The 15,363-nt window shown below is 61.3% G+C and carries 15 protein-coding genes; 12 read left to right on the top strand and 3 right to left on the bottom strand.

Going from position 1 to position 15,363, the window contains the following annotated elements; genetic code table 11:
* Positions 1 to 347: 347 nt before the first annotated feature.
* The 6 genes from BRPE64_RS26305 to BRPE64_RS26280 all read left to right on the top strand — a co-directional run bounded on the left by BRPE64_RS26305 (position 348) and on the right by BRPE64_RS26280 (position 6,099).
* The gene (locus BRPE64_RS26305) at positions 348 to 1,484 is read left to right on the top strand and encodes a porin (protein ID WP_016347996.1); all 1,137 of its coding nucleotides are present in this window, start codon (positions 348 to 350) and stop codon (positions 1,482 to 1,484) included.
* Between the two features lie 184 nt (positions 1,485 to 1,668).
* Positions 1,669 to 2,727: an ABC transporter substrate-binding protein gene (locus BRPE64_RS26300; RefSeq protein ID WP_144063547.1), complete on the top strand. Its 1,059-nt coding sequence runs from the start codon at positions 1,669 to 1,671 to the stop codon at positions 2,725 to 2,727.
* 9 nt (positions 2,728 to 2,736) lie between these two features.
* The gene (locus BRPE64_RS26295; protein ID WP_016347993.1) at positions 2,737 to 3,582 is read left to right on the top strand and encodes an ABC transporter ATP-binding protein; all 846 of its coding nucleotides are present in this window, start codon (positions 2,737 to 2,739) and stop codon (positions 3,580 to 3,582) included.
* A gap of 29 nt (positions 3,583 to 3,611) precedes the next feature.
* Positions 3,612 to 4,412 carry an ABC transporter permease gene (locus BRPE64_RS26290; RefSeq protein ID WP_044043717.1) on the top strand — a complete coding sequence of 267 codons (801 nt, stop codon included), beginning with the start codon at positions 3,612 to 3,614 and terminating at the stop codon, positions 4,410 to 4,412.
* A 25-nt stretch (positions 4,413 to 4,437) separates the two neighbouring features.
* A complete protein-coding gene (locus tag BRPE64_RS26285) occupies positions 4,438 to 5,151 on the top strand; it encodes a class II aldolase/adducin family protein (protein ID WP_016347991.1) in 714 nt (237 codons plus the stop codon).
* A 12-nt stretch (positions 5,152 to 5,163) separates the two neighbouring features.
* A complete protein-coding gene (locus BRPE64_RS26280; protein WP_016347990.1) occupies positions 5,164 to 6,099 on the top strand; it encodes a CobW family GTP-binding protein in 936 nt (311 codons plus the stop codon).
* 25 nt (positions 6,100 to 6,124) lie between these two features.
* Here BRPE64_RS26280 and BRPE64_RS26275 read toward each other — a convergent pair whose 3' ends face one another.
* Positions 6,125 to 6,451: a non-heme iron oxygenase ferredoxin subunit gene (locus BRPE64_RS26275; protein ID WP_016347989.1), complete on the bottom strand. Its 327-nt coding sequence runs from the start codon at positions 6,449 to 6,451 to the stop codon at positions 6,125 to 6,127.
* A 189-nt stretch (positions 6,452 to 6,640) separates the two neighbouring features.
* Between BRPE64_RS26275 and BRPE64_RS26270 the strand changes: the two genes are divergently transcribed.
* The 4 genes from BRPE64_RS26270 to BRPE64_RS26255 are packed head-to-tail and all read left to right on the top strand — an operon-like array spanning position 6,641 to position 10,936.
* Positions 6,641 to 7,927 carry an aromatic ring-hydroxylating dioxygenase subunit alpha gene (locus BRPE64_RS26270; protein ID WP_016347988.1) on the top strand — a complete coding sequence of 429 codons (1,287 nt, stop codon included), beginning with the start codon at positions 6,641 to 6,643 and terminating at the stop codon, positions 7,925 to 7,927.
* Positions 7,928 to 7,974: 47 nt separating this feature from the next.
* Positions 7,975 to 9,111, top strand: coding sequence for a zinc-dependent alcohol dehydrogenase (locus tag BRPE64_RS26265; protein ID WP_016347987.1), 1,137 nt, complete (start codon positions 7,975 to 7,977; stop codon positions 9,109 to 9,111).
* Positions 9,102 to 9,611, top strand: a complete 510-nt coding sequence (locus BRPE64_RS26260; RefSeq protein WP_016347986.1) for a hypothetical protein — start codon at positions 9,102 to 9,104, stop codon at positions 9,609 to 9,611. Before BRPE64_RS26265 ends, BRPE64_RS26260 begins: the two co-directional genes overlap by 10 nt.
* Positions 9,612 to 9,664: 53 nt before the next feature.
* Positions 9,665 to 10,936: an MFS transporter gene (locus BRPE64_RS26255; protein WP_016347985.1), complete on the top strand. Its 1,272-nt coding sequence runs from the start codon at positions 9,665 to 9,667 to the stop codon at positions 10,934 to 10,936.
* A gap of 69 nt (positions 10,937 to 11,005) precedes the next feature.
* Here the strand turns inward: BRPE64_RS26255 and BRPE64_RS26250 are convergent, their stop codons facing one another.
* Together BRPE64_RS26250 and BRPE64_RS26245 are read right to left on the bottom strand one after the other, a co-directional pair.
* Positions 11,006 to 11,971 (bottom strand): PDR/VanB family oxidoreductase, encoded by a 966-nt coding sequence (locus BRPE64_RS26250; protein WP_016347984.1) that lies wholly within the window; start codon positions 11,969 to 11,971, stop codon positions 11,006 to 11,008.
* Between the two features lie 42 nt (positions 11,972 to 12,013).
* Entirely contained in the window at positions 12,014 to 12,817 is an 804-nt protein-coding gene (locus BRPE64_RS26245) for an IclR family transcriptional regulator (protein WP_016347983.1), read from the bottom strand.
* A 150-nt stretch (positions 12,818 to 12,967) separates the two neighbouring features.
* On the opposite strand from BRPE64_RS26245, the gene BRPE64_RS26240 reads away from it, so the two are divergent.
* A complete protein-coding gene (locus BRPE64_RS26240) occupies positions 12,968 to 14,296 on the top strand; it encodes a Rieske 2Fe-2S domain-containing protein (RefSeq protein WP_232519329.1) in 1,329 nt (442 codons plus the stop codon).
* A gap of 21 nt (positions 14,297 to 14,317) precedes the next feature.
* A complete protein-coding gene (locus BRPE64_RS26235; RefSeq protein ID WP_016347980.1) occupies positions 14,318 to 15,340 on the top strand; it encodes an aldo/keto reductase in 1,023 nt (340 codons plus the stop codon).
* Positions 15,341 to 15,363: the final 23 nt, after the last annotated feature.

Raw genomic sequence — 15,363 nt, 5'->3', positions numbered from 1 at the left:
GCACGGATGCGGAATAACCCTGAAGAGCTTTCGTTCCGCTTGACTTAGGGACCTAAACAAAGAGAAACTCGATTCGTCCCATTTTAACAGACCATCGTTCTGTATAGCGGAACGATTTGGCAGCCCCCGATTTCATCGCTTTTTTAGCCCGGGTCGCCGCGCCACTAGCAACGAGAGTGCACGAACATTCGTTCGAAGACGGTTCGCCCAACAGCGCAGGAGGTAAATATTCGCTTAGTTATCCGAATTAATTAGCCTGTCCAAAAATAAGACGATCAAAAGATTCCGCAGCAAAGCATCCCGGTTCGACGAGCCGGCATCACTATGAAACAAGGGACGGAGACCCCATGAAAAAGACAGCGCTGTTTCTCGCACTTCCCGTACTTGCCGGAGCGGGCGTCGCCCACGCTCAAAGCTCGGTCACGCTTTACGGTCTGCTCGACGCCGGTCTGGTCTACATCAACAATCAGTCGGGACACTCGAACATCGAGACTGTGACGGGGCAGACGAACGGAAGCCGCTGGGGTTTGCGCGGCTCCGAAGATCTCGGCGGCGGCATGAAGGCGATCTTCACGATCGAGAACGGCTTCGATACGTCGAACGGCAAGCTGCTTCAAGGTGGACGCGAGTTCGGCCGGCAAGCGTTCGTCGGCTTGTCGAGTCCCTATGGCACGGTCACGTTGGGCCGTCAGTATGATCCGATGACCGAATGGATCGGCGAAATCGCCGCGACGTCGATCTGGGCCTGGGTCGGCACGCATCCGGGCGACTTCGATAATCTCAACTCGAACTTCCGCGTCAACAACGCGGTGAAGTACGTGTCGCCGAATCTGTATGGCCTGCGTCTGTCCGGCATCTTCGCGCCGGGCGGCGTGGCGGGCGACTTCGCATCGGGCCGCGTCTACACGCTCGCGGCGAACTATGTGAACGGCCCGATCACGGCGGCCATCGCCTACGACAACGTGAACAACCCGTCGATCTCCGCTTACGACGGCACCGTGAATCCGGGCGCGGCGGGCTATACGTCGCCGGGCAAAAGCCCTGTCTATAGCGGCTATGCGTCGGCGAACTCGGTCGAGATTTTTGGCGCGGGCATCTCGTACAGCTTCGGCGCGGGCAAGGTCGGCTTCGTCTATACCAACACGCGTTTCAACGACATTTTGCGCACGCCGACCACGCCGAACACCGGCAAGGCAACTTTCAACAGCTACGAAATCAATGCGCGCTGGTTCGTGATTCCGACGTTGCAGGTCGCCGCATCCTTCGACTATACGAAGGCCGAATCCGCGAAATACGAACAGGTGGATTTCGGGCCCGACTACTTTTTCTCCAAGCGCACCGACCTGAATCTCGTCGGCGTGTGGCAGCACGCATCGGGAATCGATTCGACCGGCAAGCCCGCCGTTGCAGCCATCGGCTCGCTCGGACAGTCGAGCACGCCCAACCAGGTGGCGGTCAAGCTCTCGCTGCGTCATCGCTTCTGATTGCGTTTCGCATTGACACCGCGATTTAGCCAATGCTAAGGTTGTTCCATTACAAGATACGATGTTCCGTATAAAGGAACGCAAGCGCCCCACGCTGTTTCCCTGGTCATATCGACAGGCACGGCGCGCGGGCGCCGCGCTTCATCGAAGATTGCTTGCAGAAGTTCGATCAAGGAGACATGCAGTGAAAGGAGTCAGGGGAGTCTGCGGAGTCAGCGTATTGGGCGCGACGCTCGTCGCGTGGGTCGCGCTCGGATCGGTGGCGGCCAGTGCTGCCGATTTGACGACCGTGCGAATCGGCATCGCCAACGCGAGCAGCGACGTCGCGTTCTTCATCGCGGAGAAAAAGGGCTACTTCCGTCAGGAAGGGCTCGACGCGAAATTCATCCCGTTCGACTCCGGCGCCAAGATGGTCGCGCCGCTCGGTGCAGGTCAGCTCGATGTCGCGGGCGGCTCGCCATCGGCGGGGCTGTATAACGCGGTGGTGCGCGGCATCGGCATCAAGATCGTGGCAGACAAGGGCTCGACGCCGCCGGGCTACGGTTATCAGCCGCTACTCGTGCGCAGCGATCTCGTGGCGAACGGCCGCTATAAATCGCTCGCCGACCTGAAGGGCATGAAGGTGGCGGGGAGCGCAACGGGCAGTGCATCCACGTCGACCATGAACGAGGCACTCAAGAAAGCCGGCCTCAAGACGAGCGACGTCGAGCGCATCTATCTCTCGTTTCCGCAGCACGTGATGGCACTGCAGAACAAGGCGGTCGATGCCGCGCTCACCACCGAACCGTCGGCAACGGAAGCCGTCAAACGCGGCGCTGCCGTGCGCGTGGTCGGCGACGATCAAATCTATCCGAATCATCAGCTCGCGGTCGTGCTCTATTCGACGGGCTTCATCAAGGAACATCCGCAAGCGGCGAAGGCCTTCATGCGCGCCTATATCCGCGCCGTGCGCGACTACAACAACGCGCTCTCGAACGGCAAGATCGCCGGGCCGAACGCACCGGAAGTGATTTCGATCCTCACCGAATACACGCCGATCAAAGACCCCAACATCTATCGCACGATCGTGCCGCAGGGCACGAATCCGGATGGCAAGCTCAACGTGCCGAGCCTCGAGAACGATCTCGCGTTCTTCAAGAGCGAGGGCGTCGTGAAGGGCAACGTGACGGTCGCGCAAGTGCTCGACACATCGTTCGCCGAAAACGCCGTGAAGGAACTCGGCCCGTACAAACCGCTTAAGTAAGGAGCCGGCATGTCGATTCCCTCCATTCTCGACGACGCACCGCCCGCCGCCAGCGAGCCGCCTGCGAAGATTCGCCTGCGCAATTTGACGAAGTCGTTTCAATCGGGCGGCGGTGTGGTTACCGCGCTCGACAACATGTCGCTCGATATTCCAACGGGCTGCTTCTTCATGATCGTGGGTCCGAGCGGCTGCGGCAAGTCCACGCTGCTGCGCATCCTCGCGAACCTCGACGAGCCGACGAGCGGTAGCGTCGAGATCAGCGCGCCCGCGGAAAAGCGCCCGAGCAATTCGATGGTATTTCAGGGCGATTCGCTCTTTCCCTGGATGACGGTGTGGGACAACGCGGCCTACGGTCTCGCTTTGCGCGGCGTGCCGAAGGCGCAGATCCGCGAAGTGGTCGGCCATTATTTGAGCCGCACCGGTCTCACGCGTTTTGCCAAGGCTTATCCGCATCAACTGTCGGGCGGCATGCGCCAACGTGTATCGATCGCGCGCGCATTCGCGAACGATCCCGACATCCTTCTGATGGACGAGCCCTTCTCCGCACTCGACGAGCAGAACAAGGTCCTGCTGCAGGAAGAGTTGCTGCGCATCTGGGAAGAGACGCGCAAGACGGTGCTCTTTATCACGCATAGCGTCGATGAAGCTGTGACGCTCGGCGACCGCGTGATGATCATGACCGCGCAGCCGGGCACGGCCAAACAGATCGTCGATGTGCCTTTCGAACGTCCGCGCTCCGTGCTCGAACTTCGCTCACGGCCCGAATACGGCGAGTTCGTCTATTCCATCTGGGGACAACTGCGCGACGAAGTTCAGCGCGCCCGTTCACGCGACCTTGGCGAGATTCACGCATGAAAACCGCGCAAAAACTTACCGCACCCGCAATGCAATACACGTCCCCGCCTTCACGGCTCAAGCGCTGGTTCTCGGGCAATAACCGCGACCGCATGATCAGCATCGCATCGCCGATCGTGTTGCTCATCGTGTGGCAGATTCTCGCGGAAACAGGCATTATCGATGAACGCTTTTTCCCCGCGCCGTCGAAGGTGTTTGGCACATTCATCGGCCTCGTCAACGACGGCTCGCTCTGGGACAACACCTGGGCCACGCTGCAACGTCTCTTCTGGGGCACGCTCGCGGGCGGCATTCCGGCGCTGATTCTCGGTGTCGCCATCGGTCTTTCACGTCCGTTGCGCGCCGTGTTCGATCCGTTGATCGCCGCGACCTATCCCGTGCCGAAGAGCGCGATCTTTCCGCTCCTGCTTCTGATCTGCGGTCTGGGCGAAGCGTCGAAGATCGTGATGGTCGCGATCGGCGTGTTCTTTCCGGTGCTCATCAATACCGCGACGGGCGTGCTCGAAATCAACAAGATTTATCTCGACGTGGGCCGCAACTTTCGCGCGAGCCGCTGGCAGGTCTTCCGCACGATTGCGCTGCCCGGCGCGGTGCCGCACATCATGAGCGGCATCAAGCTTGGCATCGGTCTGGGTCTCATGCTGATCGCCATCGCCGAGATGATCGGTTCGAAGAGCGGCCTCGGTTACATGATCTGGAACGCGTGGGAGCTGCTCTCCGTAGAGACGATGTATGTCGGCCTGCTCGTGATCGCCGCGTTGGGCTACGGCATATCGGTCTTGCTCACCGAACTCGAACGCAAGCTGATTCCGTGGAAGTCGTCGCGTTGAACGCTCATTATCATTACGTTACGTCATGAATTCGACCGCAACGATTCAAACCGAAAGCCACACGGGCCAGAAGCGCATGCTGGCCGACGCGATCCTCATGCTGGAACGCGCCGAAGTGATCGACTTCAACGGGCACGCAAGCTGGCGCGTGCCCGGTCAGGAGCGCATGCTGATCAACTCGGGGGCATCGGTGCGCAGCGCGCTGACTGCGGCCGATATCGTCATCATCGATTTCGACGGCAATCTGATCGAAGGCGATGCCGTTCCGCCGATGGAGTTTCACATTCACTCGGAGATCTATCGCAGACGGCCGGATGTCGGCTCGGTGATTCATGCGCATCCGCTCTGGTCCACGCTCTTCAGCATGACAGGCAAAGCCGTGCTGCCCGTCATCATGCAAGCAGCCGTGCTCGGCGAGATTCAGCGTTTCCCCAAGACCGCTTCGATCAATCGCAAGGAACTCGGCGAGGAACTGGCCGAGGCACTCGGGCCGCATCGCGTCGCCATGATGAAGTCGCATGGCTCCGTGATCGCGGCATCGAGCATTCTCGAAGCGTTCGTGCTCGCGTTCTATCTCGAAGAGAACGCGCATCGGCAGTATCTCGCGAGCCAGCTCGGCGAGCCCGCTGTGCTCGATGCCGAACAGATCGAAGCGATCCGGCGCAATCTGTGGAAGCCCAATCTGCTGCAGAAGGTCTGGGACTATCACGCGGGCAAGCTCGGCGCGCGCGGCGACTGATCGTCGTCGCACATGGTTCGCGAACGTATCCCCGTTTATGTCGTGACTGGCTTTCTCGGCAGTGGCAAATCTACGCTGCTGTCGCGCTGGCTGAAGGAAGCGCCCTTCTGCAACGCCGCACTCATCGTCAATGAAATCGGCGAAGTCGGTATTGATCACGCAACGCTCGGATTCTCGGGCGATGCATCGATGCTGCTCGCCGATGCATGCGTCTGTTGCAGCGGCCTGCCCGCGCTGAACGAAGCGCTCGAACAATTGTTCTGGGCGCGGCTGCATCGGAGCGTTGCGCGCTTCGAGATGGTGGTCATCGAAACGACCGGGCTTGCGGATCCGGGGCCGCTCGTCGCGGCGTTGAGTCTCAATGCGTTCGTGAAGGAGCGCTATCGCATTGCGGGCACGTTCACGACCATCGCCGCAAACAACGCGATCGATACGCTCGCGCGTGAAAGCGTCGCGCGCGCACAGTTGCAAGGCGCGGATGCGGTGATCGTCACGAAGACCGATCTCGTCGATGCAGAAGAACTCGTTCTTGCCGAAGCAAAACTGAGGGATGCATATCCTGGCGCGCGCATCGCGCATTCGGCCCACGCGAGCTTCGGGCTACACGATGCGCTCGCGCTTCTCGCTCAACCCGCGCCACGCGCTGAAAGCACCTTCGCGCTGCCCTTCTCGCGACTCCGTGCGCACGATGCCGTGACGCATTTCCTCGCCATCGATGAAGCCTCCGATATCGACACGCTGCACACACACGTTCTCGACATCCAGAAGCAATACGGTGAATCGCTGCTGAGATTGAAAGGTCTGGTGCGCATGAAAGACCGTGACTCGATCGCAATCGTGCAGTTCGCACGCGGCGACGCACGCGCGCAAATCACATACGCATCCATGAAGGCCGACGAAGTAAAGAGCGGCCTTACGTTGATCGTGAAAGCGAACGCGATGCGCTAATCACGCACGCGTCCTTGCGGATGTGTCATTCGCTGTCGATCTCGATTGCCACCTCGCCGTCCTCGACATGCGTCTTGTACGTCTTGAGCGGAATCATGCACGGCGGCGCAACAACTTCGCCCGTCTTGATGTTGAACGAACCGTTATGGAAATCGCACTCGACCACATCGCCGTCGATATAACCCTCGGACAACGATCCGGGGCCGTGCGTGCACGTGTCGTTGGTGACGAAGTACTCGCCCTGAATGTTGAACACAGCCAGCGTGAGGCCGTTCTTTTCGATCTTGATGGCCTGACCTTCGGCAACGTCGCCGGCTTTGCAGAGGCGGGCAAATTCGCAAGCTTGATGCATCGGTTATCTCCTTCTCCGTTTGACATGGAATGGGTCCAATGATAACTTTGTTCCTGTTTAAAGAACAGCGTTCCTTTATACGGAACAAATCAAAAGCAACACAAAAAGAACCGTAAGAAACGGCCCGCCCGCTCCACACAATCACACGAACACACGTCGAGAGACGACAGCAAACCTGAGGCAAGCACTATGTTGAGAAAAGAGCAAAACGACCTGGTCACGCAAACCAGCCCCGGCACGCCGATGGGCGAACTGTTCCGGCGCTTCTGGCTGCCCGCGCTGCTTTCCGAGGAACTCGCCGAGCCGGGCGGCGAACCGGTGCGTCTGCAACTGCTGTCGGAGCGCATGCTGGCGTTTCGCGATTCGGAAGGAAAGCTCGGCCTCATCGACGAGTTCTGCGCGCATCGCGGCGTCTCGCTCTGGTTCGGGCGCAACGAGGAAGGCGGCATCCGCTGCCCGTATCACGGCTGGAAATACGATGTGAACGGACAATGCGTCGATGTGCCGTCGGAACCGGCTGCGAGCGGCTACTGCAACAAGATCAAGCTGAAGTCGTATCCGCTCGTCGAGCAAGGCGGCGTGATCTGGGTCTATATGGGCCCGAAGGACGAGCAGCCGCCGCTACCTGCGTTCGAGTTCTCGACCGTGCCGTTGAGTCAGTCGTTCATGAGCAAGCGTCTTCAGGAATGCAACTGGCTTCAGGCGCTGGAAGGCGGCGTCGATTCGAGCCACGTTTCGTTTCTGCATAGCGGCAGCCTCAACACGGACCCGCTGTTCAAGGGCTCGCGCGGCAATCAATACAACTTGTCTGACCTGAGCCCGGTGTTCGAAGTAGTGGAATCCGAAGGCGGTCTTTTCATCGGCGCACGGCGCAATGCGGAAGACGACCAGTACTACTGGCGCATCACGCCGTGGGTCATGCCCTGCTTCACGATGGTCCCGCCGCGCGGCGATCATCCGGTACACGGCCACTTCTGGGTACCGATCGACGACGAGAACTGCTGGGCATGGAGCTTCGACTACCATCCGACACGCGATCTCACCGAAGCCGAAGTGCAGGCGATGAAAGACGGCAAGGGCATCCACGTGCGCTATATCCCCGGCACGTATATTCCGCTGCAGAACAAGACCAACAACTATCTGATGGACCGTGCCGCGCAGAAAGCGGGCATCACGTACAGCGGCGTAGAAGGCATCGCGATGCAGGATGCGTCGCTGCAAGAGAGCATGGGGCCGATTCAGGACCGCACGCGCGAGAACCTCGTCTCGACGGACAACGGCATCATCATGGTGCGGCATCGTCTGATGAAAGCGGCGCGTGCGCTCGCCGAGAAGGGCATCGAGCCGCCGGGACGCGATCCCGAATCGCAGAAGGTGCGCTCGGTCGCAATCGTTCTGCATCGCGAGAAGCCGTTCAAGGAAGGCGCGCACGACGCGCTTCACGCGGAAGCGGGCAAGGCACACACCACCATCTGACGAGGGCACGCGTGCGCGATTCCTTCGAATCTCGCACGCCTTGATGCATGAACGAAGCACATCGACATAGCGAATCCTCGCGTACCTTCAAGGCCGCGGTTGCGGTCGAGCCGTCGCGCACCGAGATTCAGACCTTCGAGCGGCCGGACATCACGTCATCGACGGGACTCTTGCGCGTTGCGATCACCGGCGTATGCGGCAGCGATGCGCCCTACTATCGTCAATTGCCGCAAAGCCGTGGCCCGTTGATTCTCGGGCACGAAACGGTCGGGCATATCGAGGAAGCGGGCGAACTCGCGCGCACACGCTGGGGCCTGAAAGAAGGCGATTACGTCGCGCTCGAAGAGTACGTGCCGTGCGGCCATTGCGAATACTGTCTCTCCAACGAGTTCCGTCTTTGCGATGCCACCGACTGGCGTCTCAACGGACTGCGCTATGGCGCAACCGGCTTGCGCACTGCACCGAGTTTTTGGGGCGGCTTCAGTCAGTACCAGTACCTGCAACTGAATACGGTGTTTCATCGCGTGCCGTCGACGGTCGCGCCGAAACATGCCGCGCTTGCACTTCCGCTCGGCAACGGTATCGAGTGGGCTTATTTGCAAGGCGGCGCGGGGCCGGGTCAGGCAGTCGTTATTCAGGGGCCTGGACAGCAGGGTCTGTCGTGTGTGGTCGCGGCGCGTGAAGCGGGCGCGGCCAAGATCATCGTGACGGGGCTGTCGACGAAGACCGACAAGCAAAGGCTCGCACTCGCGAAGCGGCTGGGCGCGGACCATGTTATAGAAGTCGATCAGGAAGACGTGCTCGAACGTGTCGCCGATCTGACGGGCGGCGCGATGGCGGATCTCGTCATCGATTGCGCATCGGGCGGACCCGCCACGGTCACGTCCGCGATCCAGCTTGCACGCAAGCGCGGCACCGTCGTGCTCGGCGGCCAGAAGCGCGTGCCGATTCCCGAGTTCAACAGCGACATGATCATCGCGCGCTTCCTCACGGTGAAGGGCATGCGCGGGCATAGTTATCAATCGGTCGAACTGGCGCTGCAACTCATCGCCGCGAATCGCCACGATGTCACGCAGATGAGCACGCATACCTTCGGCCTCGACGACACCGATCTCGCCTTGCGCACCTTGCAAGGCGAAGGCGTGGAAGGCGCCATTCACATGACGATCGATCCATGGCAGTGACCACGCCCGACCATCGCGCGCCTTCGGAAGTGCGGTTCAGAGTGCGCGCTGCGAATTCCGCGCCGCGCCGCATCAGGGTCATTGCTCTTACCAATGACGATGCGGAAGTGCGAAGATGCGCCGAGCGCACCGAGCGCACACACGCCGACGTGCAGTTCGTGCATGCAAGCGAACTCGCCGCGCTGTTGCAAACCGAAGGCGCCGATGCCGCGAGCATTCTGCGCAGCGTCGATGCCAACGCGTCCGCATTGAACGCGTGGCTCGGCACGCCGGACCTCGTGGTGATCGCCGGCCGCGAAGGCGACGATGCGCAAGCGGGCGCGGTTGCGGCGCAGGCGTATCGCAGCCGGGGCGTGACCGTATCGGGTGTGATCGGACCTTGCGGCCATCGACGTGAATCGGCCCGCACCGCAGACCTGTTGCGTCCCCACTGCACGATGCTGATTCTTCCCGTCAGCGCGGGCTATCTGGAAGATCTGCTCGCCGCGCTCGGCGCGTGACGCACCAACGAATCGTCCCCGAACTCAAACGCGGACATGCAGGAGACACGGCTTTGAAGCAAGACATCAATCGATGGTGGACCGTCCTCGGTGGCGCGATCTGCCTTTCCGTCGGCGCGGGCGTGATATCGGCGTTCATGTTCGGCACCTTCATCAAGGCGATTGCCGCAGAGAACGGCTGGAGCCGCGCGCAGGTATCGCTCGGCCTCACCATCTTCGAGTTCGCGATGGGACCGGGCACGATCGTGCTCGGCTCGCTCATCGACCGCTTCGGCGTGCGTCGTCCCACGCTTGTTTTTCTGCTGTTGTTTGCGGGTTCCATTGCGCTCGTCGGCGTGATTCCCGTGTCGCTCGCACTGTTCTGCCTCGTGTTCGTCATGGTCGGCTTCTTCGCGCCGGGCAGCAACGCATTGCCGTATGCGAAGGTCGTGTGCGCGCGCTTCGATCATCGGCGCGGACTGGCGCTCGGTCTCACGGTGGGCGGCACGGCCATCGGCGCGATGCTGATGCCGCAATACGCAGGCTATCTGTTGCGTCATTTCGGCTGGCGCACCGGCTATCTCGGCGTTGCCGCGCTGATGGTCGTGCTCTCGATTCCCGCGCTTTACTTCCTCGTGAAGATGCCGCCCGGCGTCGATGAATCGATCTCGCGTCGTGCGCGTGAAGCGCGCGCCGATCTGCCTTCGTTATGGACCATCTTCCGTCACGACCGCACGTTCCGTCTGCTGGGCATCGCGATCTTCTGCATGTCCGGCGTCTTGCTCGCGTTGCTTTCGCAACTCGTTCCGATGATGACCGATCGCGGCGAAACCGTGCGCGCGGCCGGCACGATGTTGTCCATCGCGGGCCTTGCCTCTGCGGTCGGGCGCTTGTTTGCAGGCTATTTGATGGACCGCGTTCATGCGCCCTATGTCGCGGCGATGTCGTTCGGTCTGACGCTGTGCGGCGTGCTGATTCTCGCGGCGGGCGCAACGGGCGACACCGCGATGGCCGCGTCAGCGATGATCGGCGTTAGCATCGGCGCCGAGGCCGACATCATCACGTTCATCGTCAGCCGCTATTTCGACCTGCGTTTGTTCGGTCGTGTATGCGGCGGCATGTGGGCATGCTGGGGCTGGGGCGCGGGCATCATGATCTTCCTGTCCGGTCTGTGCTACGACCTCACGCATTCGTACCATCTGGCGCTGTGGGTCTTCTCGGGACTCGTCGCCGTCTCGGTGATCTCGATCATTCGGCTCGGGCCTTATGCTTATCCCGAACAAGGCGATCCGCGCAAGAACGTCGCGCAAGGTATCGCACTCGACAAATCCGCCGAAGCGAATTGATGCATTGATGCCGGCGCTTGCGCTCGTCTGCAACAACAACAACAAACGAACGCAAGCGTTTCGATGAAGTCAGAAGTCGATCACCAGGCGTCCGCTTTTCGAGCCTGAGCAGCAAATCAACATCGTGTCCCCGGCGGCCTGTTCGCGTTCGCTCAATACGCTGTCGCGATGATCCGGCGTGCCTTCGATCACATCGACCTGACATGCGCCGCAAATGCCTTCTTCGCAGGAGTACGGCGCCGAGACGCCGCCCTCGCGCAAGACCTGAAGAATCGTTTTACCGGGAGGCACTTCGAACTGCTGCCCCGTACGATGCAACTGCACGACGAACCCGCCTTCACACGCCGCCGCCGCACGCGGTGCGAAGTATTCGATATGCACGCATTCGGGATCGACCGAAGCGGTCGCCGCTTCGTAACCCGCCAGCATCGGTTGCGGTCCGCAGCAATAGAAATGCGAGCCGGAAGGCGCATCAGCGACGATGCCCGCGATATCGATGACACGCCCCTCATGTTCCGCATCGAAGTGCAGCCTCGCTTGCGGCAACGCTGTGAGCGTATCGAGAAAAGCCGCTTCCCTGCGCTCACGACACGCATAGTGCAACTCGAACGATCTGTTAAGACGCATGAGCCGCTGCGCCATGCACCAGATCGGCGTGATGCCGATACCGCCCGCGATCAACACCGTATGCGGCGCCGTCTCGCACAGCGGAAAGTTGTTGCGCGGCCCGCCTATGTCGAGCAACTGGCCGACGCGCAATTGTTCGTGCATGAAGCGCGAACCGCCCCGGCTCGCACGATCCCGCTTGATGCCGATGAGATACGCGCGCTCGTCGCCATCGGCGGTCACGAGCGAGTATTGCCGCATGAGACCGCTCGGCATGTGCACGTCGATATGTGCGCCCGGCTCGGCGCGCGGCAATGCCGCGTTGTCGGGACGGCGGATTTCGTACACGTTGATGTCGTCGGCGGCGTAGCGGATCGCCGTGACGCGCATGTTGATCGGCGCATCGGATGCGTTCATCTGCAAAGACATGAAACCACTCCTCCTTACGGGCGGCGGCGACGCGCCGCGAGTTCAATCTCGTCTGATGTCGTTGGCCGCGTTACGCAGCACGCTCTTCATCGGCAAGCGCGGCTTGAGCGCGAGCGCCGTATCGAGCAGCATCTTGCGAAAAACCTTGATCTGATCCGTTGTGAAGCGCGTGAGCAGCCCCGATACCGTCAACGCGCCGAGCAACTCGCCGCGCTCGTTGAGCAACGGCACGGCGACGGCGGCGAGATCGGGATCGCGGTCGCCCTTCGAGACGACCCAGCCGCGCGCACGCGTCGACATGCTCGATTCCTCGCCGCGCGATTGCGGATCGAACGCCCACAACACGCGTCCGGCCGCGCCCCCTTTGAGCGGATGCCGCGAGCCTTCGTCGAGGTGATGCCGCGCCGAACGCGGCGAGTTCACGCGATAGAGACAGACGCGCTCATCGCCGTCGCGCACGTAGAACGAAGCCGTCTCGCGCGTGAACGTCGAAAGCTTTTGCAGCGCGGGGCGCACGAGATCTTCGAGACTTACCTCGGCCTGGCTCAACGCGCCGAGTCGACGCAATTCAGGCCCGAGCGTGAAGTGTCCGCTCGCGTCGCGTTCAAGAAAACGCATATGAACGAGCGACGCGCACAGCCTGAGAATCGTGCTCTTGTAGAAGCCCGAACGCTGCGCGAGCACCGCAAGCGACAACGCTTCGCCGGGCAGGCGGAAGCATTGCAGAATCGCGAGCGAACGTTCGACGGCTTCGACGCGCGGACGCTTGTCTTCCAGCTCGTTCGCTTCGTCGAGCGATGCGTCCGCGTGGGCCTGTGCTGCTCTTATCGGGTATTCGAGGTTCATCGCCGGCGTCTCGTCAGGTTCGTTCACGAAGCAATTTATAGCCTTGCACTTAGGTTCTGTCCAACAGAATTTGTGCCGCTTGTCAGAACGGTGGACGAACCCTAATCTGCATTCACCTGAACACGGAGACGGAACATGCTGAGTGCAGCGATGAACGAAAGACTCACGCGCGTCGGCCCGGGCACGCCGGGCGGCGAACTGATGCGGCGCTACTGGATTCCCATCGCGCCCTATTCCCAGTTCGACGATGAAAATCCCGTGCACAAGGTGCGCGTGCTCGGTGAAGACCTCGTGCTCTACAAAGACAAGAGCGGCACGCTGGGGCTTATCGGCGATCGCTGCCTGCATCGCAATGTCGATTTGAAGTTCGGTATCCCGGATCAGTGCGGCTTGCGTTGCCCGTATCACGGATGGCTCTTCAACGAAGACGGCAAATGCGTCGAGCGTCCCATGGAAGCCACGCCGCGCGGCGAGATCAAGCAGAAGCTCAAGGCGTATCCGGTGCAGGAACTGGGCGGACTTGTGTTCGCTTATCTCGGACCGCTGCCCGCGCCCGCGCTGCCGCGCTGGGATCTGTTCGTGTGGCCGAATGCGATTCGTCAGATCGCTATCATGAAGATCGACTGCAACTGGCTGCAGTGTCACGAGAACACCGGCGACCCGACCCACAGCGCATGGGCGCATGGCCACATGTTCCAGTACGTGCTGGAAAAACAGGGCCGTTATGAAGAAGCGGCCGCACGCGCCGAGCACACGCTGCATACGCGTTTGAAGACCGGCATCGGCATCAAGGAGCTGTATGCGAATCCGAGCACGCATGGCATTTCGAAGGGCGTGCGCTATTCGAAGGATCTTGGCGCGGACGAGGACTACACGCGCGAACATTCGACCGTGATCTTCCCGTTCTTCACGCAGACGGGCAAGACCGGCGCGCCGCGCAGCGAGTATCAGATTCGCGTGCCGATCGATGACGAGCACACGTACCACATCTGTTATCAGGTCTATGCCGCGCCGCCGGGCGTTGACGCGCCCAAGCAGGACAGCGTGCCGTGGTACGAGCCGCCGCGTTTCGACGAGACCGGCCGCCCGATCCTCGACTACGTGCTGGCGCAGGACGCGCTCGTGTGGGATGCGCAAGGCGCGATCACCGATCGTTCGCAAGAGTTGCTCGGCCGCACCGACATTCCCATCGTGCTGCTGCGCAGACAACTCGATGAGCAGATTCGCCGCGTCGAGGAAGGGCTCGAACCGATCAACTTCTGGCGCGACGAATCGCCGGAGATCATCTACGGCTCGGGAGAAGCGCCGGACTATAGCAAGCCGCTGCTCAAGCATAATTTCCGCAAGCTCTATCATCGCGGCTTCTTCAACGACGACGCCGACCGCTATGGTCCGATCATCGAAGACGTGAAGAATCTGCATCGACGGATCGAGGAAGCGGAAATTGCCGCGCGCGAAGCCAGCGCGGACGCGACCTGATCACACGCCCGGAGGCTCGCGATGAAATACAGAAGCATCGGGCGCACGGACTTGAAGGTGTCCGAGATCGGTTTCGGCTGTGGCGGCAACGCGGGCCTGATGGTGCGCGGCAGCTTCGACGAGCAGTTGCGCGTCGTCGAGGCGGCGCTCGAAGCGGGCATCAATTACTTCGACGTCGCACCGGATTACATAAGCGCCGAGGCGAATCTCGGCCGCGTGCTGCATGAGCTGCGTGCGCGTCCGCTGCTCAATTCGAAGGTCGAGATTCGCGAGGAGAATCTCGACGACATCGCGGCGCATGTCGTGCGCTCCGCTGAAGCGAGCCTGAAGACGCTGGGCGTCGATTGTCTCGACGTGCTTCAAATTCACAACGCACCGGTATGCGGATCGCGGTCGCCTGTGGGCCGCGACTATCACACGCTCGGCGTGCGGCATTTTCTGGGACCACGCGGCGCGCTCGAAGGACTGCGTCGATTGCTCGATGCAGGCAAGGTGCGCTACATCGGCTTCGTCTGTCGCGGCAACGATGCGCCTTACGTGCGCGAGTTGCTCGCCACGGGCATGTTCAGCGTGCTCAATGTGCCTTACACGCTGCTGAATCCGAGCGCGGGCATGGTGCTTCCGGCGAACCTCGCAGTCGATAAAGACGGCGGCGCCATACTCGACGATGCGCGCAAGGCCGACGCCGGCACCGCCATCTATAGCGTGCTCGCGCGCGGCTTTCTGTCCGATCAGAGCGTGGCGGGCGAGGCGCATCATCCACTTGCGCGCGAGACATCCGCCAACGCCGCCGACGCCACGACGATGCGCGAGCGTGCCGCGCGCGTGAGTTTCCTTGCACGCGAAAGTGGAATTACGCTCGCACAGGCCGCGTTTCGCTTCGTGCTCGCGCATCCCGGCGTGACGACCGCACTCGGCGGCTTTTCTTCGATGGAGCAATTGAAGGAACTATGCGCGGTGTCCGGCATGGGGCCGTTTCCGCACGATTTGAATGCGCGGCTCGAACGCGTGTGGCAAAGCAATTTCGCTGAAACGGAGTCATGATGGCGACGATAGTTGCAAGCGCA

It is taken from the genome of Caballeronia insecticola (assembly GCF_000402035.1).
GTDB classification, from domain to species: Bacteria; Pseudomonadota; Gammaproteobacteria; order Burkholderiales; family Burkholderiaceae; genus Caballeronia; species Caballeronia insecticola.
This window is presented reverse-complemented; position numbering and strand designations above follow the sequence as displayed.